19 protein-coding genes are annotated in these 25,754 nt (G+C 71.6%); 10 read left to right on the forward strand and 9 right to left on the reverse strand.

Annotation, left to right across the window (positions count from 1 at the left end):
* Nucleotides 1–35: 35 nt before the first annotated feature.
* A complete protein-coding gene (locus ABD374_RS18505; RefSeq protein ID WP_344496575.1) occupies nt 36–503 on the forward strand; it encodes a metallopeptidase family protein in 468 nt (155 codons plus the stop codon).
* Nucleotides 504–509: 6 nt separating this feature from the next.
* Here ABD374_RS18505 and ABD374_RS18510 read toward each other — a convergent pair whose 3' ends face one another.
* The 3 genes from ABD374_RS18510 to ABD374_RS18520 all read right to left on the reverse strand — a co-directional run bounded on the left by ABD374_RS18510 (nt 510) and on the right by ABD374_RS18520 (nt 6,293).
* Nucleotides 510–2,069 (reverse strand): DUF5719 family protein, encoded by a 1,560-nt coding sequence (locus ABD374_RS18510; RefSeq protein ID WP_344496577.1) that lies wholly within the window; start codon nt 2,067–2,069, stop codon nt 510–512.
* Complete coding sequence (locus ABD374_RS18515) at nt 2,066–5,779, reverse strand: glycosyltransferase family 2 protein (RefSeq protein WP_344496579.1); 3,714 nt, start codon at nt 5,777–5,779, stop codon at nt 2,066–2,068. Before ABD374_RS18515 ends, ABD374_RS18510 begins: the two co-directional genes overlap by 4 nt.
* Nucleotides 5,780–6,029: 250 nt before the next feature.
* Nucleotides 6,030–6,293: a WhiB family transcriptional regulator gene (locus tag ABD374_RS18520; protein ID WP_344496581.1), complete on the reverse strand. Its 264-nt coding sequence runs from the start codon at nt 6,291–6,293 to the stop codon at nt 6,030–6,032.
* Between the two features lie 677 nt (nt 6,294–6,970).
* Between ABD374_RS18520 and ABD374_RS18525 the strand changes: the two genes are divergently transcribed.
* The 3 genes from ABD374_RS18525 to ABD374_RS18535 are packed head-to-tail and all read left to right on the forward strand — an operon-like array spanning nt 6,971 to nt 9,823.
* Complete coding sequence (locus ABD374_RS18525; RefSeq protein WP_344496583.1) at nt 6,971–7,507, forward strand: cysteine dioxygenase; 537 nt, start codon at nt 6,971–6,973, stop codon at nt 7,505–7,507.
* A 13-nt stretch (nt 7,508–7,520) separates the two neighbouring features.
* Complete coding sequence (gene cofD / locus ABD374_RS18530) at nt 7,521–8,477, forward strand: 2-phospho-L-lactate transferase (protein ID WP_344496585.1); 957 nt, start codon at nt 7,521–7,523, stop codon at nt 8,475–8,477.
* On the forward strand, nt 8,474–9,823 hold the full coding sequence (locus tag ABD374_RS18535) for a coenzyme F420-0:L-glutamate ligase (RefSeq protein ID WP_344496587.1): 1,350 nt from the start codon (nt 8,474–8,476) through the stop codon (nt 9,821–9,823). The genes cofD and ABD374_RS18535 overlap by 4 nt, the downstream gene beginning before the upstream one ends.
* A gap of 152 nt (nt 9,824–9,975) precedes the next feature.
* On the opposite strand, the gene ABD374_RS18540 is transcribed toward ABD374_RS18535, so the two are convergent.
* The 3 genes from ABD374_RS18540 to ABD374_RS18550 all read right to left on the reverse strand — a co-directional run bounded on the left by ABD374_RS18540 (nt 9,976) and on the right by ABD374_RS18550 (nt 13,510).
* Complete coding sequence (locus ABD374_RS18540; protein ID WP_344496589.1) at nt 9,976–10,908, reverse strand: DNA-3-methyladenine glycosylase family protein; 933 nt, start codon at nt 10,906–10,908, stop codon at nt 9,976–9,978.
* 69 nt (nt 10,909–10,977) lie between these two features.
* The gene (gene manB / locus ABD374_RS18545) at nt 10,978–12,060 is read right to left on the reverse strand and encodes a mannose-1-phosphate guanylyltransferase (protein ID WP_344496591.1); all 1,083 of its coding nucleotides are present in this window, start codon (nt 12,058–12,060) and stop codon (nt 10,978–10,980) included.
* An 85-nt stretch (nt 12,061–12,145) separates the two neighbouring features.
* Complete coding sequence (locus ABD374_RS18550) at nt 12,146–13,510, reverse strand: peptidoglycan recognition protein family protein (protein ID WP_344496592.1); 1,365 nt, start codon at nt 13,508–13,510, stop codon at nt 12,146–12,148.
* A 137-nt stretch (nt 13,511–13,647) separates the two neighbouring features.
* Between ABD374_RS18550 and ABD374_RS18555 the strand changes: the two genes are divergently transcribed.
* The 4 genes from ABD374_RS18555 (at nt 13,648) to ABD374_RS18570 (ending at nt 19,577) form a co-directional block, all read left to right on the forward strand.
* On the forward strand, nt 13,648–14,412 hold the full coding sequence (locus tag ABD374_RS18555) for a TIGR03089 family protein (protein ID WP_344496594.1): 765 nt from the start codon (nt 13,648–13,650) through the stop codon (nt 14,410–14,412).
* 164 nt (nt 14,413–14,576) lie between these two features.
* Nucleotides 14,577–15,800 carry an LCP family protein gene (locus ABD374_RS18560; protein WP_344496596.1) on the forward strand — a complete coding sequence of 408 codons (1,224 nt, stop codon included), beginning with the start codon at nt 14,577–14,579 and terminating at the stop codon, nt 15,798–15,800.
* Nucleotides 15,801–16,017: 217 nt separating this feature from the next.
* Nucleotides 16,018–17,799 (forward strand): LCP family protein, encoded by a 1,782-nt coding sequence (locus ABD374_RS18565; RefSeq protein WP_344496598.1) that lies wholly within the window; start codon nt 16,018–16,020, stop codon nt 17,797–17,799.
* A 32-nt stretch (nt 17,800–17,831) separates the two neighbouring features.
* The gene (locus ABD374_RS18570; protein WP_344496600.1) at nt 17,832–19,577 is read left to right on the forward strand and encodes an LCP family protein; all 1,746 of its coding nucleotides are present in this window, start codon (nt 17,832–17,834) and stop codon (nt 19,575–19,577) included.
* Nucleotides 19,578–19,901: 324 nt separating this feature from the next.
* Here the strand turns inward: ABD374_RS18570 and ABD374_RS18575 are convergent, their stop codons facing one another.
* A complete protein-coding gene (locus ABD374_RS18575) occupies nt 19,902–20,918 on the reverse strand; it encodes a glycosyltransferase family 2 protein (protein WP_344496602.1) in 1,017 nt (338 codons plus the stop codon).
* 125 nt (nt 20,919–21,043) lie between these two features.
* Between ABD374_RS18575 and ABD374_RS18580 the strand changes: the two genes are divergently transcribed.
* On the forward strand, nt 21,044–22,486 hold the full coding sequence (locus ABD374_RS18580) for an LCP family protein (protein WP_486388629.1): 1,443 nt from the start codon (nt 21,044–21,046) through the stop codon (nt 22,484–22,486).
* Nucleotides 22,487–22,520: 34 nt separating this feature from the next.
* Here the strand turns inward: ABD374_RS18580 and ABD374_RS18585 are convergent, their stop codons facing one another.
* Entirely contained in the window at nt 22,521–23,090 is a 570-nt protein-coding gene (locus ABD374_RS18585) for an acyl-CoA thioesterase (protein WP_344496606.1), read from the reverse strand.
* A 119-nt stretch (nt 23,091–23,209) separates the two neighbouring features.
* Here ABD374_RS18585 and ABD374_RS18590 point away from each other — a divergent pair, with 119 nt between their 5' ends.
* A complete protein-coding gene (locus ABD374_RS18590; protein ID WP_344496608.1) occupies nt 23,210–24,502 on the forward strand; it encodes an LCP family protein in 1,293 nt (430 codons plus the stop codon).
* Between the two features lie 61 nt (nt 24,503–24,563).
* Here ABD374_RS18590 and ABD374_RS18595 read toward each other — a convergent pair whose 3' ends face one another.
* A complete protein-coding gene (locus tag ABD374_RS18595; RefSeq protein WP_344496610.1) occupies nt 24,564–25,721 on the reverse strand; it encodes an acyl-CoA dehydrogenase family protein in 1,158 nt (385 codons plus the stop codon).
* Nucleotides 25,722–25,754 lie beyond the last annotated feature (33 nt).

Here is a 25,754-nt window from a genome sequence, read left to right on the forward strand (position 1 = left end):
CCGACCGATCGGATGAGGGCTACCCTGCGTCAGTGATGGACAGTCCCGTACCCCCCAGCCCCGCCGGCCCGGGGCCCCGCCGCCGCGACCGCCACGGCCGCGGCATGCGCGGGCCCGTGGCGCCGCCCCAGGTGCCCCTCTCGGTCAGCCGGGCCGCCGTTTTCGGCGACCTCGTGCAGGATTCCGTGGAGCGGCTGGAACGGCGCTGGCCGCAGCTCGCCGAAGTCGACTTCCTGGTGCTCGACGTACCGCCCGCGGCCGGCGGCGACGATTCCGGCCCCTGGGCCGACGAATCGGTGCCGCTCGGCGGGGTGACCCCCGCGACGAGCGCCCACCCGGCCCGGATCGTCGTCTACCGGCGCCCCGTCGAGATCCGCACCAAGAGCCGGGACGAGCGGGCCCTGTTCGTGCACGAGATCATCGTGGAGCAGGTCGCGGAACTGCTCGGGCTCGCACCGGAGTCGGTCGATCCGCGGTACGGGGGCGGGGACGGGCAGGACTGACGCCGGTCAGTCGTCCAGTACGGACAGGTCTTGTTCCGCTTCCGGCACCGGGACCGTCCCCCGGTCGTCCGGCATCGTCTGCACGGTGAACATCGGGACGCCGTCCTCGGGCAGTTCGAGCGCGCGCGACGCGTGGACCGGGCCGCCCGACCGCGGTTCGACCGTCAGCGCGTACGAGCCCTTGAGCCCGGACGGCACCGGCGGCTCCACCGCGAGCGTCGTACCCGCCTCGACCGTGTACTTCTTGACGACCGGCTCGCCGCCCCCGCTGCCCGCCGACGCGGTGACCTCGACCTCGGCCGTCGCGCCGGGCGCGGTCAGCGAGAGCACCGAGCCCCGGGCCCTGTTGTCCGCCGCCGTGGCCCGCTCGCCCACCTGCCCGGTCGCCGGGATGTACGCCGTCTCCTGGGCGGCACCCTCGCCGCGCACCACGCGCAGCGCGGCGACCACCGGCACCGGGTCGCCCTGCGCCGGGCCCAGCAGCAGTGAGCCCGCCTCGCCCTTGGTGACGTCCTTGAGGTCGACGGCCGTGGTCATCCCCGCCTTGACGTTCAGGGTCTCGTGGCCGGCCGGCGTGATCGAGCCGGTGGGCCCCGCCAGTCGCACCTCGAGGTCGGCGTCCTCGTCGCCGGGCGCGAACACCACCAGGTGCACGGAGGTGGCGTCCGCCGGGATGCCCGGGAGCACCACGGTGTCCGAGGCGTCGGCGGACGCGGCCAGCCAGTCGCTGCCGGCCTCCTCGTCCACCGCCTGGACGACGGCGCCGACGCGGCCGCTGCGGGCGGTGACGTGGACGGTCACGTTCTCGGCGCTGTCGGCGCTCAGCGTCGACAGCAGCACCGGGACGCTGGACCTGGCGGGGACCGTGATCCCCTCCCCCGCGTCGGACTCCAGGGCGCCGTCCTTGCCGTACAGCTCGACGTCGGCGACGGCGGCGGTGTCGTCCGGGTTCGTGAGGTGTACGTAGTCGTGCCGTGTGTCGGCGGTGCTCGCGCCGGGGAACCAGAAGCTGCTGTCGGGCGCGGTGCAGCTGACGCCGAGCACGCCCCGGCCGTCGCCCGCCGTGATCTTCGTGGTCTGCTGCGCGGTCCATCCGGGGGCCAGGAGGCCGTCGGCCGAACCGACGAGGGCGGGGGCCTCGGCGGTGTTCGCCTCGGCGGTGACGGGCTTGCCGGGCTCCTTCAGCGAGAGGACCGGCTTGCCGGGCCCCGCCTTCCCGGTGTCCTTTTCCTTGTCCTCGGCGCCGTCCCGGGCGGCCAGGGTCGCGTTGGTGGGAACGAGTTCCGCGGAGCCCTCCTCCGTGTCCGCGTCGCCCTTGGCCCCGCCCTTGTCCGCCGGAGTGATCGACGTGTACGTCGTCTCCGCGAGGTCGGACGTGCTGGGCGCGGGGCAGAGCAGGCTGGAGCGCTCCACGGGCATCCGCGCCGGGGTCTTCGCGTCGGCGGCCCGGCCCGCGCCGGCCGCCGCGGTGTCCGCCGGGCCGTCCGGCGCGGAGACCACGGCGAACCCGGTGACCGCGGCGAGAGCGGTGGCGGCGGCGATCAGGGAGAGGGTGGTGCGGTTCATCGGTTGTCGCTCCCGTCGGGACGCCGCTCGGGCTCGTTGCCTTCGGCGTAGGGCTGCTGCGGCGGCTGCTGTCCGTAGCCGTACGGGTCGTACTGGCCTTCCTGGTACTGGCCGGCCTGGTACAGATCGGCCTGGTACTGCTCCGCCTGGTACTGCTCCCCGGCGTAGTCCTGCCGGTCGTCGCCGTACGGGTCGGCCTGGTACGGGTCGGCCTGGTACTGCTCGCCGCCGTAACCCTGCTGCTGGTCCTGGACGTACGGCTGCTGTCCGTACCCGGCGCCCGCGTACGACTGCGCGTCCCACTCCCCGTACTGCTGCTGCGGCGGCACGGACGCGTACACGGCGGTCCCGTCCTGCCCCTGGGCCGGCTGCCCGTACGGCTCCGCGACCGGCGGGGCGGGGGGCTGCTGCCCGGACTCCTCCGCGTCCGCCGGGGAGGCGTGCGGGGCTTCCGCCTGCGCCGCCGCGCGCAGCCTGCGCGCCCTGCGGCCCTCGCCGGCCACCGGCTGCGCGGGCACCTCGGGCTCCTCCTCGGGCAGGTCGTCGTCGATCTCCTTGCGGCGGCCCGGCAGTGCGAGCACCAGCAGGAGAAGGGCGAGGCCGACCTGGGTCCAGACCCACGCGGTGTGGGTGACGGGGGCCTCGTAGGCGAGGTCGAGCCTGCCGCCCCCGGCGGGCAGCTCGAAGCCCTGCGCCCAGCCGTCGACGGTCTTCTTCTCGAGTACGCGCCCGTCGAGCGTGGCCTGCCAGCCCTCGGCCGCCGAGTCCGCGATCCGCAGGATCCGGCCCGCTTCACCCGGCGGGATCTCCGTGTGCGCCTCGACCGGCTCCGAGGCGACGGACAGCGGCTCGGCGCCCTCCTTGCCGGAGACGATCGTGGCCCGCGCGACCTGGCGGTCGACGCGCCACAGCGCGCTGCCGTCGAGCTGGCTGAGCCGGCTCAGGCCGGGTGTCGAGTCCAGGACGCGGCTCACCGAGCGGGGCGCGCCGTCGCGCACGAGGACGTAGCGGACGGCGTACCCGCCGAGCTGGTCGGCCTGGTCGGCTCCGGAGCCCGCGACCAGGTTCGAGACGATCTTGTCGAGGCGCGGGCTGCTGCCGCCCGCCTCGACGAGCTCCCCGTCGCCCAGGCGGGCGCCGGAGCCGCGTACGAGCGTGTACGAGACCTTCACGGCCGACGTACCGCCGAGGACCAGGGTGCGCGCCTGGTCGCGGGTGCCGCTCTCCTCGGCGACGAACGCCGGCACCTGCACCGGGTCGCGCCGCTCCAGCGGCCCCGCGGCGCCGCCGATCATCCATCCGGCGGCGGCGAGCAGCGGTCCGGCCGCCGCCGCGAAGGCGATGAGTACGGCGACGGGCTGGCGCCAGCCGAAGCTCTGGGTGGCGACGCGCTCGCGCGCGCCGTCCGCGCCGAGCACGGTGGCGGCGATCAGCGCGAGGCCGTAGACGAGGGTCGCCGGTCCCGCCCAGCCGGAGTTGTTGGCGAAGACCGCGCACAGCAGCGAGACGATCGCCACGACCCACGCCGTGCGGATGGCGAAGGTCCGCTCCCCGCGCAGCAGGGCCGCCAGCGCCGCGAGGACGATGCCGGCGAGCAGCAGTCCGCCCGCGGCCTTCGGGCCGCCGGGACTGGCGCCGAGCAGGTCCAGTGCCCCGGCCGGGTCCGTACCGAAGTCCAGGCCCGCCTCGCGGAAGAAGGCGGGCGGGTCGGTGAGCAGGGTGAGCGACCAGGGGGCCAGCATCAGCACGGGGGTGCCGACGCCGGCCAGGAAGCGCAGTCCGTACGCCACGATGTCGCCGCGCCGCAGCGCCAGGACGCCGATGCCGAGCACCAGGGCGACGGGCCAGACGACCGGCGTGAACGCCATGGCGAAGGTCAGCAGGAGCGCGTACGCCCAGACGGCGCGCCAGCTGGAGCGCGCGCCCTCGGCGCGCAGCCCGCTCGCGGAGACGGCGCACCGCGCGATGAGCGGCAGCAGGACCGCCAGGACGGCCGTCCCGAGGCGCCCGGTGGCGAGGGCGCCGGTGGCGGCGGGCAGGAAGGCGTACGCGACGGCCGCCCAGGCACGCAGCAGCCGGGACTCGACGAGCGGACGCGAGACGAAGTAGGCGGTGAGGCCGGCCAGCGGCACCGAGCAGACGAGCAGCACGGTGAGCGCGAACCCCGTGGAGCCGAGGAAGACGGCCGACAGGGCGGCGAGGAGGGCGAGGTAGGGCGGCGCCGTCTGGGTGCCGCCGGTGCCGATCGGGTGCCAGGCGTCGGCGTACCGCGACCAGAGGCCGGACACGTCGTCGGGTGCGGGCAGCAGTGCACCGCCGGCGAGCGATCCGCCGCCGAGGAGGCCGCGGCAGGCGACGAGCGACACGAGGAGGAGCAGCACGAAGAGCACGGGCCCCGGCTTGCGGGCGATCCGCTTCAGCCGCGCGAACTGCTCGACCTCCAGGTAGTCGGCGTCGTCGCCGCCGGGGCCCGACTCGACGACGCCGTGGCGCGAGCCGGTGTCGGGCTCGGAGCCGCCGCCGAAGGTGCCCGCCACCTGCTCGACGGTGGCCCGGACGGTGGCTCCGGTCGGCGGGAAGAGGGGGCGCAGTTCGCTCGCGTCGACCTGTCCCCTTCCGCGCCGTTTTCTGGCCGCGAGGATCTTCCCGGGGCGCAGCAGGGTGCCGAAGAGTCCGGTGACCTCGTCGACCGCCTGTCCCGGCGCCTTGCCGAGGAGGTAGGCGAGCGTGCGGAGCAGCGTGCCGACGACCAGGCGCAGCATGACGTACGGCAGGGCGGGGCCGCGCGCGTTGACGAGCATCGTGTAGACGGCGCCGGCCTTGTCGACGCGGTGCGGGTTGGCGACGGAGCGCCCGGCGCAGTCGATGGGCCTGCGCTCGCGCGCGGACGCCTCGGCGTGGCGCAGTACGGCGCCGGGGGCGACGAGGACGCGGTGGCCCGCCGCGTGGGCGCGCCAGCACAGGTCGACGTCGTCACGCATGAGGGGCAGCCTGCGGTCGAAGCCGCCGAGCTCTTCCCACACGTCGCGGCGGACGAGCATGCCGGCGGTCGACACGGACAGTACGGAGCGGACCTGGTCGTGCTGGCCCTGGTCCTGCTCGCGGCGGTCGAGGCCGGTCCAGCGGCGGCCGCTGTTGGCGATGGAGACGCCGACTTCGAGGAGCTGCTTCCTGTCGTACCAGCCGCGCAGTTTGGGGCCGACGATCGCGGCGTGCTCGTCGGAGTCGGCGACGCGCAGCAGTTCGGCGAGCGCGTCCGGCTCGGGCGCGCAGTCGTCGTGCAGGAGCCACAGCCACTGCACGGGTTCGCCGTGCGGGAGGTCGGGGAGGTCGTACGCGTCGTCGCGCCACGACCTGCTCACCGGGTCCCAGCCGCTGGGGCGCTTCAGGTAGGGCAGTTCCTCGGGCGTGAGGACCTGGGCGCTGCGGACCGCCTCGTCGACGGCGGTGCCGAAGCCGGAGCGGCGTGCGAGGTGGAGCACGCGGTCGGCGCCGATCGCGTCGGCGACCAGCTCGGCGGAGTCGTCCGCGCTGCCGGTGTCGGCGGCGACGACGTCCTGTACGGGGCGTTCCTGCCCCAGGAGCCCGGCGAGCGCGTCGGGCAGCCAGCGCGCTCCGTCGTGGGAGACGAGCACGGCGGTGACGACATGCCGGGGGAACTCGGGCTCGGCCGCCGCGTACGGCGCCGACGTTTGGCTGTGCACGGACATCGGGGTACGGGCCCTCCGGCCGGGGTCCGGGGGTCGCCCCCCGGAAGGCTGCTGTCTGACTGCGCGGACGCGCGCGCCCCGCGGGGGCGTTGATGCGTCTCGGACAGCGCCCCACACTAACGGCTGGGCAACACAACGGTCCGCCGCCTGCGGCCGGGGGCCGGGCGACGGACCGGTGGATACGTACAAGCTTGTGACATTTGGTCAATGAGGCGTAAGGCGCAGCAGAGCACGGCGGTGGGCACAGCGGTCAGACGGCGGCCTTCTTCAGTCGTCGGCGTTCACGCTCGGACAGGCCGCCCCAGATGCCGAACCGTTCATCGTTCGAAAGTGCGTACTCAAGGCATTCGGAACGGACCTCGCAGGCGAGACAGACCTTCTTGGCCTCGCGGGTGGAACCGCCCTTCTCGGGAAAGAAGGACTCGGGGTCGGTCTGGGCGCACAGGGCGCGCTCCTGCCAGCCGATTTCCTCTTCCGCGTCCTCGACCAGCAGTTGCTGGAACAGCTCGGTCATGTGCGCCCCTCGTCTGTCTTTTGCTTCCCCGTGATGTAGTCGTTGCCGTTTTTGGCCGAACGACACGAGTGAAATTACAAGTGTGCGGATCCGAGCCAGTCAAGCCGAGATCTGCTATTGAGCCGGTTATTCACTCTGCGGAACCAAAGCTATGCGGAAAGTGTTCAAATCGCTAAAAACCGCGACACATGCCACCGGCCTACTCCTGCCCCCTCACGCGAGTGAGATGCAGCAAGGTTCGATCTTGTTGCGGCCGGCCCGCAGAAGCGATCCGGATCACAGTCCGGTCACAACGCCTCGACGACGTTTGCCCGACCGACTGATGCGCCACTTCTCCGCATCACGAGCCGCACAAACCTTTCTTCGCATCCGTTAACTGGATGAGGTGAAACATTCCCCCTAAATAGGTCACAAGGTTGACAGCGGGGGAGCGACCCGGTCTCCTTGGAACCATGCCAGCGACCGCAGCGCTCCCCCGGACCCACGCACGTGGGTTCCGTTGCGCTGTCCGGGCCCGCTGTTGCTGTTGCTGTCCCAGCTGTTGAAGCCGCCGCGCTCCAGCTCACTCTCCGTAACACCCGCTCCACCTGTCGTGCGACGATCCGCGCCATCTCCCGTTGCACCGCCTCTTCCCTCCTTGCGACACCCCAGCTCTCATGCCGAGGAACCCCCGCACCATGAACAGCGACAGCGACCTCCAGATCGCCGGCGACATCCTCGCCGTCCAGCACCTCCTCCAGCCCGCCCGTGAGCACCCGGCCACCGTCGCCGAGTTCGCCGGACTCGCCCGCTCCATCGCCGCCGACCGCGCCCAGTGGGAACACCTCGTCGCGTACGACGCCACCACCCGCTGGTACCACCGGCTGCGCACCGGACCCGGATACGAGGTCTGGCTGCTCAGCTGGGTGCCCGGGCAGGGCAGCGGTATGCACGACCACGGCCTTTCGTCCGGCGTACTGACCGTTCTCGACGGCGAGTTGACCGAGCGGGCGGGGCGGGCACAGCGCACGCTGGGCGCGGGCTCGCAGCGGGTGTTCGCTCCCGGATACGTCCACGAGGTCACCAACGACTCGCTGGAACCGGCGGTCAGCCTGCACGTCTACTTCCCCGGGCTCACCGAGATGCCCATGCGTCCGGCGCAGTCGGACCAGGCGGCTCAGTGCTCCCCGGGCTCTCCGGGCTCCCCGGCGGCTCAGGATGTCGTACCTGCCTGACAGACTGCTGTGCATGCGCATTGTGGTTCTGGCAGGCGGTATCGGTGGCGCTCGCTTCCTCCGCGGCCTCAAGTCGGCCGCGCCTGACGCGGACATCACCGTCATCGGCAACACCGGTGACGACATCCATCTGTTCGGGCTCAAGGTCTGCCCCGACCTCGACACCGTGATGTACACCCTCGGCGGTGGCATCGACGAGGAGCAGGGCTGGGGGCGTGCGGACGAGACCTTCCAGGTGAAGAGCGAACTCGCGGCGTACGGCGTGGGGCCCGAGTGGTTCGGGCTCGGCGACCGTGACTTCGCGACGCACATCGTCCGTACGCAGATGCTCGGCGCGGGTTATCCGCTGAGCGCCGTGACGGAAGCGCTGTGCGAGCGGTGGCAGCCGGGGGTGCGGCTGCTGCCCATGTCCGACGACCGGATCGAGACGCATGTCGCCGTCGAGGTGGACGGCGAGCGGAAGGCGGTCCACTTCCAGGAGTACTGGGTGAAGCTGCGCGCCTCGGTGGACGCGCAGGCCGTTGTGCCGGTGGGCGCGGAGCAGGCGAAGCCGGCGCCGGGGGTCCTGGAGGCCATCGGCGCGGCCGACGTCATTCTCTTTCCGCCGTCCAATCCGGTGGTGAGCATCGGGACGATCCTGGCCGTGCCCGGTATGCGTGAGGCGATCGCCGACGCGGGGGTGCCGGTGGTCGGGCTTTCGCCGATCGTCGGGGGCGCGCCCGTGCGGGGCATGGCCGACAAGATGCTGGCCGCGGTGGGTGTCGAGTCGACCGCTGCCGCTGTCGCCCGGCATTACGGGTCCGGGCTGCTCGACGGGTGGCTCGTCGACACGGTGGACGCGGGGGCGGTCGAGGACGTGGAGAGCGCGGGGATCCGGTGCCGGGCCGTTCCGCTGATGATGACCGGGGTCGAGGCCACGGCCGCTATGGCCCGGGAGGCGCTGGGGCTGGCCGAAGAGGTACGGGCGTGAGTGCGTCGGGGGGTGGGGTCTTTGGTTCTGGGGCTGTCCCGGCCTATCGGGTGTGGGCGCCGGGCGGGATTCCGGAGGTGCGGGCCGGGGACGACCTCGCCGAGCTGATCGCGGATGCGGAACCCGGGCTCGTCGACGGCGACGTCCTGCTCGTCACTTCGAAGATCGTCAGCAAGGCGGAGGGCCGCGTCGTGGAGGCGGCCGACCGCGAGGCGGCGATCGACGCCGAGACCGTACGGGTGGTCGCGCGGCGCGGAGCGCTCCGCATCGTCGAGAACCGGCAGGGGCTCGTCATGGCCGCGGCCGGTGTCGACGCGTCCAACACGACGGCCGGGACCGTGCTGTTGCTGCCCGAGGATCCGGACGCCTCGGCGCGGCTGATCCGGGACGGGCTGCGGGACGCGCTCGGCGTGGACGTGGGGGTTGTCGTTACGGACACCTTCGGACGGCCCTGGCGCACCGGCCTGACGGATGTCGCGATCGGGGCGGCCGGGGTCCGGGTCCTGGACGACCTGCGGGGCGGGACCGACGCGTACGGCAACCCGCTGAACGCGACGGTCGTCGCCGTCGGGGACGAACTGGCGGCGGCGGGCGATCTGGTGAAGGGGAAGGCGGAGGGGCTGCCGGTCGCGGTGGTGCGGGGGCTTTCGCACCTGGCCGGTAGAGGCTCCGACGGTGACGGTGGCGACGGTGGCGGGCGGGCGCTGGTCCGGGCTGCGGCCGACGACATGTTCCGGCTCGGGACGTCGGAGGCTGTGCGGGAAGCGGTGACGCTGCGGCGTACGGTCCGGGACTTCACCGACGAGCCCGTGGATCCGGGCGCGGTACGACGCGCGGTCGCGGCGGCTGTGACGGCGCCCGCGCCGCACCACACGACGCCTTGGCGGTTCGTGCTGGTCGAGTCGGAGGCGGCGCGGGTGGCTCTGCTCGACGCGATGCGGGACGCGTGGGTGGCGGACCTGCGGGCGGACGGGAAGTCCGAGGAGTCCGTGGCGAAGAGGGTGCGACGGGGGGACGTGCTGCGCAGGGCGCCGTATCTGGTGGTGCCGTGCCTGGTGATGGACGGCTCGCACGTGTACGGGGACGCTCGTCGTGACGCGGCGGAGCGGGAGATGTTCGTGGTCGCGGCCGGGGCGGCTGTGCAGAATTTCTTGGTGGCGCTGGCGGGTGAACGGCTGGGGTCGGCTTGGGTTTCGTCGACGATGTTCTGCCGTGAGGTGGTGCGGGACGTGCTGGGGCTGCCGGAGGGGTGGGACCCGATGGGCGCGGTCGCGGTGGGCCACGCTGCGGCTCCGCCGAAGGAACGGGCGGCGCGGGATTCGGCGGCGTTCGTCGAGGTGCGCTGAGGCGGGGCGACACGGGGTGCGGGGCGGGGCGGTTGCGGGGGCGTTTGGGTCGGGGACGCCCCGGTGCGTCCCCTCTCCCGGCACCGCCACCGGTAGGGCGGGGGAAACGTGCCGGGTCTCCCCTCACGGCACCGCCACCCGTAGGGCGGGGGTCAGAGGCGGGCTATGTCGCGTGGGGTCATGCGGGGGGACCGCCGGGGCGGGGTCCGGCCGGAGAGAAGGATCAGGCGGGTCGCCCGGTGGCGTTGGCCCGCGTAGGGGGCCAGGAGTTCGAGCATGGCCGTGTCGTCCGCGTCCCGGTCGCCCGCCAGGGCGTAACCGACCGTGCCCGGCAGGTGGAGGTCGCCGACCGTCACCGCGTCGGGGGCTCCGTTGCTGCGTTGCAGGGTTTCCGCCGCCGTCCAGGGGCCGATGCCGGGGATGAGTCGCAGCCGGGCCGAGGCGTCCTCCGGGGACATGGCTGCGGCCTCCTCCAGGCGGCCCGCCACGCGTACCGCCCGCAGGATCGTCGAGGAGCGTTTGCTGTCGACGCCCGCGCGGTGCCACTCCCAGGAGGGGATCAGCGACCAGGTGCGGGGGGAGGGCGTGACGTGCATGTTCTTTACCGGGCCCGGGGCCGGTTCGCCGTACGTGCGCAGCAGCAGGCGCCATGCCCGGTACGCCTCGTCCGTCGTGACCTTCTGCTCCAGGACGGAGGGGATCAGCGATTCGAGGACCAGGCCGGTGCGGCCGAGCCGCAGACCGGGGCGGCGGCGCTGTGTCTCGGCGAGGAGGCGGTGGCGCGGCACGAAGGCGGACGGGTCGTCGGACACTCCGAGGAGGGAGGGGAGCTGGTCGAGGAGCCAGTCCGCTCCCTGGCCCCAGGCTGTCGCCTCCACCTCGCCGTGGTGCGCGGCGAGGTGGAGGGTGCCGGGGCCCGCAGGCGTTCTGCTGGTGCGCCAGAAGGAGCCGTCGGGGGCCGTACGGAAGGTGGGGTCGGCCGGTCCGCGCCGCAGTGGGGCGAGCACCAGTCCGAGGTCCAGCGGGCCCGGTGGCGTCCAGGTGCGGGTGAGCCCCGTGGTGGTGGGGGCGGCGCGGCCTGGCATGGGGGTCCTCGGGTCCGGGATGGACTTCGAGCCTAAGGGCATCGGGGCCCCGGACCCAAGGGACGGGCGTTACTGGTCCGACGAGAAGCGGAGCGAGGCGTCGGGGAGGGACGCGCCGCACCACACCCGTACGCCCTCGCACAGCTCGTTGTCCGCCCCCACCGTCGCGCCGTCGCCGATCACCGCGCCGGAGACGACCGTACGGGCGCCTATCCTGGCGCCCGCGCCGACGAGGGAGTCGGTGATCACCGCGCCCGGCTCGATCACGCAGTGGGGAAGAAGGGCGCTGCCGGTGATGCGGGCACCCTCGCCGACCACCGCGCCCTCGCCGACCACCGTGCCGCCGGTGAGCTTCGCGTCCGTGGCGACGGATGCGGTCGGCAGGACCAGGCGGTCGCCGCAGCGGCCCGGTACCGCCGGGGACGGGGCGCGGCCCATGACCAGGTCGGCGGAGCCGCGGACGAAGGCCTGCGGGGTGCCCAGGTCCAGCCAGTACGTCGAGTCGACCATGCCCTGGAGGTGCGCTCCGGAGGAGAGGAGGTCGGGGAACGTCTCGCGTTCGACCGAGACGGGCCGGCCGGCCGGGATCGTGTCGATGACCGAGCGGCGGAAGACGTACGCCCCCGCGTTGATCTGGTCGGTGACGATCTCCTCGGGGGTCTGGGGTTTTTCGAGGAAGGCGGTCACCCGGCCGGTGGCGTCGGTGGGGACCAGGCCGAAGGCTCTGGGGTCCTCGACCCGGGTGAGGTGCAGCGAGACGTCCGCGCCCGACGCGGTGTGGGTGGAGACGAGGGCGCCGATGTCGAGGCCCGTGAGGATGTCGCCGTTGAAGATCAGGACCGGGTCGTCGGGGGCCGAGTGGAGGCGCGAGGCCACGTTGCGGATGGCGCCGCCGGTGCCGAGCGGTTCTTCTTCGGTGACGTACTCCAGGTGCAGACCGAGGTCGGATCCGTCGCCGAAGTACGGTTCGAAGACCTCGGCGAGATACGAGGTCGCGAGGACGATGTGTTCGACTCCGGCCGCCCGTGCGCGGGCCAGCTGGTGGGTGAGGAAGGGCACACCCGCCGCCGGGACCATCGGCTTCGGTGTGTGCACGGTGAGCGGGCGCAACCGGGTGCCCTTGCCGCCGACCAGGAGGATCGCTTCAGTCACCTTGTCGTCTCTGCTTCCTGCTGGGGCCGGCCGGGGTACGGGCAGGCCAGTGTATGCAGACCTTTCGATGTACCCCGGGCGGCGGTCAGCGGCCCTGGAGACGGGCCGAGGCGGTCCGGGTCGCACCGAGCTTGCTGTAGAGGCGGCCTCCGGGGCAGTCGGTCACGTATCCGTCCCGGTGTCCGGAGATGACGTTGAGCTTGACCTTGGTGCCCTTCTTGTAGCGGTTGCCGCCACCGGACTTGAGCGTGGTCTTCGCGCGCGGATCCGCGCCGTACAGGCCGAGTTTCCAGGCGGTGAGGCGGGCAACTCCGTTCACGACGGCGGTGGGTGGTTTCGACTTGCTGTACGTCCCGAGGACGGCGATGCCCGTGCTGTTGGTGTTGAAACCGAGAGTGTGCGCCCCCAGGACCGGCTTGGCCACACCGCCTGCCCGGCCCTCGTAGATGTTTCCGCACTTGTCGACGGCGAAGTTGTAGCCGAAGTCACGCCAGCCACTGCTCTTGACGTGGTAGCGGTAGATACTGCGCAGGACCGAGGGTGCTTGCGAGCAGGTGTAGTTGTTCCCGGTCGCGCTGTGGTGCACGAAGGCCGCCTTGACGCGTTTGGTGTAGACGAAGCTGCGCTCGCGGAGCTTCTCGTCCGCGCCCCACCCCTTGCGCGTGACGATGCGGGGGCGCGGTCCGATATGCGGCTTCGCTCCCAGGAAGGCGACTTCCTCCTCCGTCTCCGCCCGGCTCAGGGCGGGCACTTCGGTGGCGCCGAGCGGTGCGAGGTCGGCGTTGACCGCCGAGCTGAGGGCTTCCTCGGCGGACAGGACGACGGCGGTGGTGGTCCGGGGGTCGTCGACGGCGTCGGTTTCGGCTTCGGTGTTGGTCGTGGTGTCGTCGTCGACGCGGGAGCCCGCAGGGGGGTCGTCGCCGGGGTCGACCAGTTCGAGGCGCAGGCCGGCCGGGAGCGGAGTGGGGGTGGCGGCGCGTACGCCGTCGGCTCCCTCGGGACGTACCCGTACCTCCACACCGTCGCTGTCGCCGACCCACAGGGGGGCGGTCGAGCCGCGGACCCTCCCCGCCTCGCGCTCCGCCGTGCCCAAGTCGGCGGCGTGGTCGTGGTTGTGGGTCTCGACGTCCTGCCAGCCGGACCAGCCGGCCGACCCGGTGGGGCGGGTACGCACCTGGACCGTGCCGTGGAGTTCGGCATCGGCGTCGTCCCAGACGACCCCGACCAGCGAGAACGGTCTGACGTCGCGGGGTGGCAGGCCGCGCGGGGCGGTGCCGGCGGCCCGGTCGGTCCCGGGGCCCTCCGGCACGAGTGGCGCGAGGGGCAGCGACTGGGTGGAGCCGGGTGGCGCGGGGGCGGGTTCGGCGGCGGGGGCGGCCACGGCGCCGGTGGGCAGGACCAGAGCGGCGGTGCACGCGACTCCGATCGCGGAAGCAAGGAATGCACGCATGGTGTAGATCTTGTGCATAAGCCTACAAATATGTCCATTTGAGGATTTGACGCCTCGTCGGTCCGAGGGGGTACGGCCGGCCCGCCCGTGCCCGGACTCCACGGCGTCCGGGCACGGGCGCGGCGTACTCTTGCGCGGTGAACGCCACTGATCGCACCCCCGCCGACCTGCTGCGATCCGCGCTCGCCGCGGATCCGGCCCGCCCTCTGGTCACCTTCTACGACGACGCCACGGGTGAGCGCGTGGAACTGTCCGTCGCCACCTTCGCCAATTGGGTGGCCAAGACCGCCAATCTGCTCCAGGGCGACCTCGCCGCGGCCCCGGGCGACCGGCTCGCGCTGCTGCTGCCCGCGCACTGGCAGACCGCGGTCTGGCTGCTCGCCTGTTCCTCGGCCGGCGTGGTCGCGGATGTGGGCGGCGACCCGGCCGACGCCGATCTGGTGGTCAGCGGGCCCGACACGCTGGAGGAGGCGCGGGCCTGCGGCGGGGAGCGCGTGGCGCTCGCCCTGCGCCCCTTGGGCGGCCGCTTCCCGCAGCCGCCCGCCGGATTCGCCGACTACGCCGTCGAGGTGCCGGGGCAGGGCGACCGTTTCGCGCCGTACGCCCCCGTCGACCCGGACGGGCCCGCCCTGCGGGTCGACGGTACGGAGCTGACGGCCGCGGAGGTGGCCGACCGGGCGCGCGCCGACGCGAAGGCCCTCGGAATCGGCCCCGGGGCGCGGCTGCTGTCGGGGCTGGCGTACGACACCTGGGAGGGGCTGTCCTCGGGACTGTTCGCGCCGCTCGCCTCCGGTGGTTCCGTGGTGCTGTGCCGGCATCTCGGCCGGCTCTCCGAAGCGGGTCTCGCCCAGCGGGCCGAGAGCGAGCGGGTCACCAACACGGCGGTACGACAAGCGCCCTGAGGGCCACCCGTCCGGCCCACCGGTTGCCGAGTCCTTGGAGCGGAGCGCCGGCTCCGGTAGATGATCGGCGGTACGCACCGCACAACCAGGCGCGAGGTTCGGCCGTCTACCCCTGCGACCGGCGGCCCAGCGCGCCGCCGACCCCGTGAAGGATGGACGCAGACGTGACCGACAGTGCTGGCACGCCCTCCGAACCGGACAGTACGGCCGAGGACGGGGCGGAGGGCCAGGCCACGGAAGGCGCGGACGAGGAAGCCGGGGCCGGCGCCAACGGGAGGCGGCGCTGGCTCCATTGGACCGCTCTCGGCGTCTCCTTCCTCCTCCTCGTCGCGGCCGGCGCCGGCTGGTGGCTCTACCGGAAGCTCGACGACAACATCACCACGGACACCGGCGCCGCCGCCGAGCTGGAGAAGTACGAGAAGGAACGCCCCGCCTCCCTCGCGCTGGACGCCCAGAACATCCTGCTCATCGGGTCCGACACCCGTTCCGGCAAGGGCAACCGCAAGTACGGACCGGACGAGGGAACCCAGCGCTCCGACACGACGATCCTGCTGCACCTCGCCGCGGACCGCAGGAGCGCGACGGCCGTCTCGCTGCCGCGCGACCTGATGGTGGACGTCCCCGGCTGCCGCAAGCCCGACGGCACCCGTACGAAGAAGCAATTCGCGCAGTTCAACTCGGCGTTCGAGCTGGGGGGCACGGCGTGCACGATCCGTACGGTCGAGCGGCTCACCGGCATCCGCGTGGACCACCACATGGTGATCGACTTCGCGGGGTTCAAGGGGATGGTCGACGCGGTGCACGGCGTCGAGATCTGCGTCAAGGAGCCGATCGACGACAACGACGCCCTTCTCCGGCTGGACAAGGGCCTCCAGAGGCTCGACGGCGAGCAGGCCCTCGGCTACGTACGGGCCCGCAAGACCGTCGGCGACGGCAGCGACACCGAACGCATGGACCGCCAGCAGAAGTTCCTGGGCGCCCTGGTGAACAAGGTGCAGAGCAACGGCGTGCTGCTCAACCCGGCCAGGCTCTACCCCGTGCTGGACGCGGCGACGAAGTCCCTCACCACCGATCCCGGGCTCGACTCGCTCAGGGATCTGTACGACCTGGTGCGCGGCATGCGGGACATTCCGACCGAGCGGGTGCAGTTCCTGACCGTGCCGCGCCAGCCGTACACGTACAACCGCAATCGCGACGAACTCGTCCAGCCGGCCGCCGGTCATTTGTTCGAGCGGCTGCGGGAGGACGCACCCGTCTCGGTCGTGCCGACGGTCTCGGAGAAGGACGGCGGGAAGGACGACGGGAAGCCGGACGATCCGGGTCCGACCAACCCGGCTCCGGCGCCCACATTCACCGGAAGCAATGCCGCCGTCGGCGCGTGCGAGTAAAGCCATACCCAAGGCATGACCGTCAACAGAACAGATTGGGCGTATTGCCCAGTTGTAAGGGGCGTGGAATTTGTCACGGACGTCGCTCCGCGCTGAACTGGGCGGATACTGTGACGCGATCCGGTGCTTCCGGCCCTGAGGTCGCACTGCTGGAATGAACGACCGGGCGTCTGGGGGAGGCGCATCGTGTCGCACCCGACGGAGGACTCAAGCAACCGTGGATGCGCAAAACCGTGGGCGGGCGGAAGAAATCGATCCCGCTGACCAGTGGGTGCTCAACCCGGAGACCGGTCATTACGAATTGCGACTGGAACAATCCGCTGGGCAATCTCCCGCGGCGCCCCGGCCCCGGAGAGCTCCGTCGAGAACACAGGCCCGCGAGCGGACCGCCGCACCCCGGCGTGAGGTCCCGGCGCAGCGCAGCCGGCGGGCCGCGAACGGCTCACGCGGTTCGGGCGCCTCACGCGGTTCACGCGGTTCCGGCGGTTCCGGCGGCTCACGCGATTCCGGTGGTGAAAAATCCGCTCCGCAGGCCGGCCGGCGCAAGCGCAGGGCGAAGAAGTCCGGCACGAAGAAGGCGCTGATGTGGACCGGTGGCGTCATGGGCTTCGTGCTCGTCGGCGTCTCGGTCGGCGCGTACGTCCTCTACGACCGCCTCAACGGGAACATCAACTCGGTCGACGTCGGTGACGCCGCCAACGGCGGCTCCCTGAAGGACGGGCCGATCAACATCCTGATCATCGGCACGGACATCCGCACCGGCGAGGGCAACGAAGGCTACGGAGACCGGCAGAACACCACCGGCCACGCCGACACGACGTTCCTCTTCCACGTGTCGGAGGACCGCACCAACGCGACCGCGCTGAGCATCCCCCGCGACCTGAAGACCGACATCCCCGACTGCCCCACCAAGCAGCCGGACGGTTCGACCGAGATCATCCCCGGCAAGGCGTACACGAAGTTCAACGAGAGCTTCGGCGTGGCGGGCCGTGACCCGGGATGCACCATGCGCACGGTCCAGGAGATCACCGGCGTCCCGGTCGACCACTTCATGATGGCCGACTTCAACGCGGTCAAGACGCTGACCACCGCGATCGACGGCGTGGACGTCTGCCTGACCAAGCCCATCAAGGACGACCAGTACTCCAAGCTCGACCTGGCGGAGGGGGATCACACCCTCCAGGGCGAGGAAGCGCTCGCGTTCCTCCGCAACCGGCACGGCCTCGGCAACGAGAGCGACCTCGACCGGATCAAGATGCAGCAGCAGTTCATCGCCTCGATGATCCGCAAGATGAGGGAGGAGACCCTCGGCAACCCGAAGCGGATGCTCGCTCTCGCGGACGCGGCCACCAAGGCGCTCACGGTGGACAAGGGAATCAGTGACATCCCGAAGCTGAAGGGTCTCGCCGACGAACTGGGGCGGATCAACCTCAAGAACATCACGTTCACGACGGTCCCCGTGGTCGACAACCCCGATGAGGAGGTCAGGGCGACCGTCGTACTGGACCCGGTCAAGGCCCCGCAGGTCTTCACCATGCTGCAGACCGACACCTCCTTCACCGAGGTGAAGAAGAAGCAGAAGGCCGCCAAGAGCAAGCAGGCGGCGCTGCTCGAGGGCCCGAGGGCCGATGCCTCCGAGGTGCGCGTCGACGTCTACAACGGCAGCGAGACCGCCGGGGCCGCGCAGAAGACCCTCAACTGGCTGCAGGTCGAGAAGGGCGTGCTCAAGTCCACGAACAAGAGCAACGCCCCGGAGAAGATCGCCGAGACCACTCTCGAGTACGCGCCGAACCAGGCCGACCAGGCACGCAGGCTCGCGGACCTGATGGGCCTGCCCGCCACGGCGCTCAAGAAGGGCGACGAGGACGCCGGCGGGACGCAGGCGATGGTCCTGACCCTCGGCGCCGACTTCAAGGGCGCGGGGGTGCCCATCGCCGGTCCGGTGAAGCCGCCCGAGGTGGACAAGGTCGCAGCGGACAAGAAGGTCTGCGCACAGTGAGACCGGGACGCCCGAGGACGAGGCGCGCCTGAATGACAGGGGGGCCAGGGGTGGGACGCGACAGCGTGCGCGGGGAGGGGATGCGAGGGGGCGTCCGAGACGCCGGCGAACGGGGCCGTGGCGGGGGCGGGCCGGAGGGAACCGGGCCGGCGGCCGGCACGGCGCCGGAACCGGCGGGGCCGGCGGGACCGGCGGGACCGGTGTCCGGACCGGCCGGACCGGTGTCCGGCGGCACCGGTCCGCGGCGACGCGCCGGCGCGCGCCGGCGCTGTGGCACACGCGGGAAGCGGCGGATACTGCGCTGGGTGGCCTCCGTGCTGTCCCTGCTGATACTCGGCACGGCCGGCGCCGGTTACCTCTACTACCGCCAGCTCAACAGCAACCTGAAGAAGGAAGAACTCAACCTCGGCGACAAGCCGATGGCCGGTCACCAGGTCAACGCCGCGGGCCAGACCCCGCTGAACATCCTGCTCATCGGCTCGGACGCGCGCAACTCGGACGCGAACAAGCGGCTCGGCGGCGCCAGGGAAACCTTCGACAGCCCGCCGCTGGCCGACGTGCAGATGCTGCTCCACGTCTCCGCCGACCGCAGCAACATCTCGGTGATCAGCATGCCGCGCGACACGCTGCTGAAGATGCCCAAGTGCACGGACCCGGAAACCGACGAGGTCTACCCGGCGACGACGGGGCCGAGGATGACCAACGAGAGCCTCGGTCGCGGAGGTCCGGGCTGTACGGTCGCCACCTGGTACGAACTGACCGGCATCACCATCGACCACTTCATGATGATCGACTTCTCCGGGGTGGTCTCCATGGCGGACGCCATCGGCGGCGTCCCGGTCTGCGTCACCGACAACGTCCACTCGCGCAACAGCAAGGGCCAGGGATCGGGCCTGAAGCTGGAGAGGGGCACGACCTACGTCAAGGGCGAGCAGGCCCTCCAGTGGCTGCGCACCCGTTACGGCTTCGAGGACGGCACCGACCTCGCCCGTACGCACGCGCAGCACATGTACATGAACTCGATGGTCCGCGAGCTGAAGAAGAACACCAAGCTCAGCGACCCGAACAAGCTGCGGAAGCTGGCCGAGTCCGCCACCCGGGCGCTCACCGTCGACGAGCGGCTCGACACCGTCAAGAAGCTGTACGACCTCGGCGAGGAGCTCAAGAAGGTCCCGACGAGCCGCATCACCATGGTCACCATGCCGTGGGTGCCGCAGGGCGGCCGGGTCCTCCCCAAGCCGGGCGAGGCCGAGCTGCTCTTCAAGATGATCCGCGAGGACACCCCGCTGGACGGCAGGGCTTCGAAGAAGCAGAAGCCGCAGGCGTCCGGGGACCCGGCCGCACCGGACGCGGAGATCGGCGTGATGGTGCGGAACGGCACCTCCACGGATGCCCTCGGAGTGGCCGCGGGGCGCGCCGCGGAAGTCGCCGGCGTACTGGCGGAGGAGGGCTTCGCGCAGGCGAAGGCCGACCCCCGGCTCACCCCGCGGGAGCGGACCACCGTGTACTTCCCGAGCGTCGACCTGGAGGGCGACGCCCAGACGGTCGCCAAGTCCCTCGGTCTGCCACTGAGTTCGGCGAAGAGGTCCACCGACGTCTCGGGCGTCACGCTGGTCGTGGGCGCGGACTGGCGCACCGGCAGTACGTACCCCGAGTCCGCGGCGGAGGACGACGACAAGGACGGCAAGGACAGGGACGAGGCCCTGAAATCCGGCCGCGCGCTGAACGGCGAGGACACCGAGGCCTGCATGACGGTGCAGCCGGGGTTCACCTGGTGACCGGGCCGAGCCAAAAGGCGGCGGTGCTCCTCGCTCGCGCGCGAGGGGCACCGCCGCCTTTTCGAATGGGCTGACGGGGCAGACGGCAAGGAAGTCGGAACACTGCGACGCATTGTCTTTCCTCGGCGTCGAGTTGAAGTCGCCCAGAAGAAGTTGAGCACTGCCACGGATGTCGCTCCCGCGGTGGCCTCGCTCCGGCTGTTCATTCATTTCTCCCCGGGAGAAGTGAAGCGCCGGCCCGCCCGCCGTACAGCACTGATGAACGGGGAAACTGCGCACGAACGGGCGAGTACTCGTTCTCGGCGGGAAAACGTCCGCCCGGCGTCAGACCGTCGTGGCCGTGACCGCGGGGCGGCGGCTCGCGATGACCTTCTTCGCCAGCGAGCGCGGGCTCGTCAGGAAGCCGTAGCCCCACGACATGTGCATGGTCGCCAGGGCGACGGGGATCTGCGCGCGCGCCTTCAGCGACAGGCCCTTGCCGGCCGGGACCGAGCCCGCCACGATCGCGGCCAGGTAACCGGCCGGGACGACGAAGCCCCACGGCGTGAGGGCGGCGCCGACGACGAGGCCGGCCGCGATGGCGCAGACGGCCGTCGGGGGCGCGAGGTAGCGCAGGTTGATCGAACCGGCGTGGTAGCGGGCGACGACGTGGCGCCAGCGGCCGTAGTCCTTGTACTGCTTGGCGAGGGCCCGGACGGAGGGGCGGGGACGGTACTGGACCCTCAGCTCGGGCGAGAACCAGATCAGGCCGCCCGCCTCACGGATGCGGAAGTTCAGCTCCCAGTCCTGGGCGCGGATGAACTCCTCGTTGTAGCCGCCCTGCTGTTCGAGGGCCTCGCGACGGAAGACGCCCAGGTACACGGTCTCGGCGGGCGCGGCCTCGCCGCCCGTGTGGAACGCCGCGTTGCCGACGCCGATCTTCGAGGTCATCGCGGCCGCGACCGCGTCCTCCCAGGCGTTCTCGCCCTCGGCGTGCATGATGCCGCCGACGTTCTGCGCGCCGGTCTCCTCCAGGAGGCGGACGGCGGTCGCGATGTAGTCCGGCGAGAGCATGCCGTGGCCGTCGACCCGTACGACGACGGGGTGCCGGGACGCCTTGATGGCGGCGTTCAGCGCGGCGGGGGTACGGCCGGTGGGGTTCGGGACGGTGCGGACGCGGGGGTCCTCGCGCACCAGCTCGGCGGCGATCTCCTCGGTGCGGTCCGAGGACGGGCCGATCGCGATCACCACCTCCATCTCGCCGTCGTACTCCTGCTCCAGGATGTGGCGGACCGAGTTGCGCAGATGCCGCTCCTCATTGAGGACCGGCATGATCACGGAGACTGCGGGTGTGGCGTTCATATCAGGGGTCACGTTACCGCGAACGGGGGACGCGGACGCGCCGCGGCCACGTCGCTGCCCGGGACGTAGATCGTATGGGCTTACGTTGCTCACTTGTCCCCCTCGCCTTCGCGGAGGTGTCCCACGTGCCCACGTCGCCCCCTCCACAGCCCCGTCCGCGGCAGGGCCGCGGCCGGAGGCAGGACGAGCGTCCGCGGTGGTCGACGCGTCTGGTCACCACGATCTCGGTCCTGGTGCTGTGCGCCGGCGGCATCGGCCACGCCGTGGTGACCGGCCTGGACACCCGCATCGAGCGGGTCGATCCGTTCAAGGACATGAAGAACCGTCCCGCGGGGGGCCACGGAACGAACATCCTGCTCGTCGGCACCGACGGCCGCGACAGGATCACGTCCGAGGAGAAGCGGAAGTACCGGCTGGGCGGCGCGCCCTGCCACTGCACCGACACGATCATGGTGGTGCACATCTCCGCCGACAGGAAGCGCGCGAGCATCGTGAGCCTGCCGCGCGACAGCTACGCGGAAGTGCCCGAGCACACCGACCGGTCCACGGGCGAGCACCACGACGCCCACCCCGTGAAGATCAACGCGGCGTACGCGGAGGGCGGCCCGCAGCTGACGGTGCGGACCGTGGAGCACATGACGAAGGTGAAGATCGACCACTACCTGGAGCTCGACTTCACCAGCTTCATGAAGACGGTCGACGTGCTCGGCGGGGTGGAGATCTGCACGGTCCGTCCGCTCGAGGACCACTACACCGGCCTCGACCTGCCCGCCGGCACCCACCGGCTGAACGGCGGCCAGGCACTCCAGTACGTCCGCTCCCGGCACGTCGACGGGGCGTCCGACTTCGGCCGCATGCAGCGCCAGCAGCGCTTCCTCGCCGCCCTGATCGCCCGGGCCGCCGGGAGCGGCGTCCTGCTGAACCCGGCGAAGTTCCGGGAGGTGACGTCCACGCTGCTCTCCTCCGTCCGCGCGGACAAGGGGTTCGGTACGGAGGAGATGCTCGCCCTGGGGCAGGCGATGCGCGGCTTCACACCCGCGTCGTCGGAGTTCACGTCCGTACCGGTCGCGGGCATCAACCCGCCCGCCAGGGGCATCGGCTCGACGGTGAAGTGGGACGAGGCGAAGGCGGAGAAGCTCTTCCGGGCGCTGCGCGACGACAAGCCGCTCGCTTCCCGCTCCCCGGAGAAGGCGGGGGCGGCGCTCGTCGACGTACCGCCGCGGCAGATCGCCGTGCAGGTCTACAACGGGACGTCCGTCCCGGGGCTGGGCAGGCGCGTGGACGACGCGCTGCGCTCCACCGGGTTCAGGACCACCCGCACGCCCGGCGACGCCGAGCTGGACGACGTACGGCGCACGATCGTCATGTACGACCCGCGCTGGGACCGCTCGGCGAAGGCGCTCCAGACCGCGCTGCCCGGGTGCGAGCTGCGGGCGGTGGACGGGCAGGGCGGGCTGCTGAAGGTGCTGGCGGGCACGGACTTCAAGAAGGTGCGGCCGGTACGGGCGGACGATCCGTATCAGGGCCGGCCCGCCGCGGTCACCGGGGACCAGGTCATCTGCCCGTGATCCTGACCGTGACCGGCCGTGCCGGCCGTCCGTGTCAGCCCTCCGCGTCCAGGCCCTCGGCGGCGCGCCTGTCCCGCAGCTCCTTGATCGCGCGGCGGCGCGCGAGGCGGTGCGTGCGCCGGATCTGGGCCTCCTGGTAGCGGCGCCGGTCGCGCTCCGTCTCGGGGACGACCGGCGGCACGCGGCGGGGCTTGCCGTCCGCGTCGACGGCGGCGAACACGAGATAGGCGCTGCCGACCTGGGTGGCCGGGGTCGACTCGTTCCAGCGCTCGGCCAGGACCCGTACGCCGACCTCCATCGAGGACCGGCCCGTCCAGTTGACCTGGGCTTTCACATGAACCAGATCTCCTACGCGCACCGGCTCCAGGAAGACCATCTCGTCCATGGACGCGGTGACGGCGGGCCCGCCGGAGTGCCGGCCCGCGACGGCGCCCGCCGCGTCGTCCACCAGCTTCATGATCACGCCGCCGTGCACCGTACCGAGGAGGTTGGTGTCGCTGCCGGTCATGATGTGGCTGAGCGTGGTGCGGGACGCGGAGGTGGGCTTGCCCGGAATATCGCCCGGCTGGAGTGTTCCGGTCGGAACGTGGGCCTGATCTGTCATGCCCTCCACCTTATGCGGGGGCTTGCGCGGGGGCGCATTGCATCAGGACTGCAACAGCCCTGACTCGATTTCCCACCCGCCCTGTAAGCGGCCCACCCCTTGCCTGCACACTGGTCCGCATGAGCGACTGGCCCGACGGATGGACCGACGACCGCGGCGACCGGCACGGACGCGGCAGCGGCAGCGCGCAGCCCGAGGGCGCGCGCGTGATGCGGCATGTGCAGCGCGGCCAGGTCCCGCCGCAGCCCACCGCCCCCGCGCCTCCGGTCCACGGTCCGGTGCCGCCGCAGCCGCAGGGGTACGACGACGGTTACGGCCGGGGCGGCTACGGCCAGGCGCACGGCGGCGACGGCTACAACACGGGCCAGGTCTACGGCGGCGGACGCGTGTCCTCCGGCGGCCGGGGCCCCCGTCCGCCGCGCGGCGGCCCGGCGCCCGACTGGGGCCGCCGGATCAAGCTCGGGTCGCTGACGCTGGCCGTCGTGCTCCTCGCCGTCTCCATCGGTACGTACTTCTGGGCGGACTCCAGGCTCAAGCGCGAGGTCGACCTGGCGAAGGTCATCGACCGGCCCGGGGAAGGCGACGGCACCAACTACCTGATCGTGGGCTCCGACAGCCGCGAGGGCATGAGCGCCGACGACAAGAAGAAGCTGCACACCGGGTCGGCCGAGGGCAAGCGGACCGACTCGATGATGATCCTGCACGACGGCTCCAACGGCCCGACGCTCATCTCGTTGCCGCGCGACTCCGACGTGGAGATCCCGTCCTTCGTGGGCTCGGAGTCCGGCAAGAGGTTCCCGGCCCAGGGCCGGCGCGTGAAGCTGAACGCGGCGTACGCCGAGGACGGCCCCGAACTGCTGGTCCGTACCGTCGAGCACAACACCGGTCTGCGCATCGACCACTACGTCGAGATCGGTTTCGCCGGCTTCGCCAACATCGTGGACGCGATCGGCGGGGTGGAGATGGACATCCCGAAGGCGTTCAAGGACAAGAAGTCGGGCGCCGACTTCCAGGCGGGCCGGCAGACCCTCGACGGCGAGCAGTCGCTGGCCTTCGTCCGCACGCGGTACGCCTTCGCGGGCAGCGACCTGGACCGTACGAAGAACCAGCAGAAGTTCCTGGCGGCGCTGGCGGGCCAGACGGCGACGCCCGGCACGATCCTCAACCCGTTCAAGCTCTACCCGACGATGGGCGCCGGCCTGGACACGCTCATCGTCGACAAGGACATGAGCCTGTGGTCCCTGGGCCAGATGTTCTTCGCGATGAAGGGCGTCACGGGCGGCGAGGGCACGTCGATGAACATGCCGATCGCGGGCAGCAACGGCGGGAACCTGGTCTGGGACAAGGCGAAGGTCGCGCAGCTCGTGGAGCAGCTGAAGAACGACGAGAAGGTCACCGTCAAGGGCAGCTAGCCGCGGCGGACGAGGACGGGGCCCGGACGGTGATCCGTCCGGGCCCCGTCCTCGTCCGTGTCTACGGCAGGTTGCGGGCCATCACGATCCGCTGGACCTGGTTCGTGCCTTCATAAATCTGCGTGATCTTCGCGTCGCGCATCATGCGCTCGACCGGGTAGTCGCGGGTGTAGCCGTAGCCGCCGAGGAGCTGGACCGCGTCCGTGGTGATCTCCATGGCCGCGTCGGAGGCGTAGCACTTGGCCGCGGCGCCGAAGAAGGTCAGGTCGGCGTCGACGCGCTCGGACTTCGCGGCGGCCGCGTACGTCAGCTGGCGGGCGGCCTCCAGCTTCATCGCCATGTCGGCGAGCATGAACTGCACGCCCTGGAAGTCGCCGACCGGCTTGCCGAACTGCTTGCGCTCCTGGACGTAGCCCTTGGCGTAGTCGAGCGCGCCCTGCGCGATGCCGAGGGCCTGGGCCGCGATCGTGATGCGGGTGTGGTCCAGGGTCTTCATCGCCGTGGCGAAGCCGGTGCCCTCCTCGCCGATCATGCGGTCGGCGGGGATGCGGACGTTGTCGAGGTAGACCTCGCGGGTCGGCGAGCCCTTGATGCCGAGCTTCTTCTCCGGGGCGCCGAAGGAGACGCCCTCGTCGGACTTCTCGACGACGAAGGCGCTGATGCCCTTGGAGCGCTTCGTCGGGTCGGTGACGGCCATGACGGTGTAGTACTCGCTGACGCCCGCGTTGGTGATCCAGCGCTTCACGCCGTCGAGGACCCAGTGGTCGCCGTCGCGGACCGCCCTGGTCTTCATGCCCGCCGCGTCCGAGCCCGCGTCCGGCTCGGAGAGGGCGTACGAGAACATGCCCTCGCCCTTGGCGAGCGGCGTCATGTACTTCTTCTTCAGCTCCTCGGAGCCGGAGAGGATCACCGGGAGCGAGCCGAGCTTGTTGACCGCCGGGATCAGGGAGGAGGAGGCGCAGACGCGCGCGACCTCCTCGATGACGATGACGGTGGCCAGCGCGTCGGCGCCCGCGCCGCCGTAGGCCTCCGGGACGTGGATGGCCTGGAGGTCGGAGGCGACCAGGGCGTCCAGCGCCTCCTGCGGGAAGCGGGCCTCCTCGTCGACCGCCGCGGCGTACGGAGCGATCTTCGCCTCGGCGAGCGAGCGCACCGCGTCACGGAGCATGCCGTGCTCCTCGGACGGGCGGTACAGGTCGAAATCAGGCGAGCCTGCCAAGGTCTCTCACTCCCCAAAGATGCTAACTACCGT

It is taken from the genome of Streptomyces enissocaesilis (genome assembly GCF_039533765.1).
Classification (GTDB): domain Bacteria; phylum Actinomycetota; class Actinomycetes; order Streptomycetales; family Streptomycetaceae; genus Streptomyces; species Streptomyces enissocaesilis.

Coding starts and splice junctions, on each gene's coding strand:
- ABD374_RS18505 (WP_344496575.1), top strand. CDS start 36: ATGGACAGTCCCGTACCCCCCAGCCCCGCCGGCCCGGGGCCCCGCCGC.
- ABD374_RS18510 (WP_344496577.1), bottom strand. CDS start 2,069: ATGAACCGCACCACCCTCTCCCTGATCGCCGCCGCCACCGCTCTCGCC.
- ABD374_RS18515 (WP_344496579.1), bottom strand. CDS start 5,779: ATGTCCGTGCACAGCCAAACGTCGGCGCCGTACGCGGCGGCCGAGCCC.
- ABD374_RS18520 (WP_344496581.1), bottom strand. CDS start 6,293: ATGACCGAGCTGTTCCAGCAACTGCTGGTCGAGGACGCGGAAGAGGAA.
- ABD374_RS18525 (WP_344496583.1), top strand. CDS start 6,971: ATGAACAGCGACAGCGACCTCCAGATCGCCGGCGACATCCTCGCCGTC.
- cofD (WP_344496585.1), top strand. CDS start 7,521: ATGCGCATTGTGGTTCTGGCAGGCGGTATCGGTGGCGCTCGCTTCCTC.
- ABD374_RS18540 (WP_344496589.1), bottom strand. CDS start 10,908: ATGCCAGGCCGCGCCGCCCCCACCACCACGGGGCTCACCCGCACCTGG.
- ABD374_RS18550 (WP_344496592.1), bottom strand. CDS start 13,510: ATGCGTGCATTCCTTGCTTCCGCGATCGGAGTCGCGTGCACCGCCGCT.
- ABD374_RS18570 (WP_344496600.1), top strand. CDS start 17,832: ATGACAGGGGGGCCAGGGGTGGGACGCGACAGCGTGCGCGGGGAGGGG.
- ABD374_RS18575 (WP_344496602.1), bottom strand. CDS start 20,918: ATGAACGCCACACCCGCAGTCTCCGTGATCATGCCGGTCCTCAATGAG.
- ABD374_RS18585 (WP_344496606.1), bottom strand. CDS start 23,090: ATGACAGATCAGGCCCACGTTCCGACCGGAACACTCCAGCCGGGCGAT.
- ABD374_RS18590 (WP_344496608.1), top strand. CDS start 23,210: ATGAGCGACTGGCCCGACGGATGGACCGACGACCGCGGCGACCGGCAC.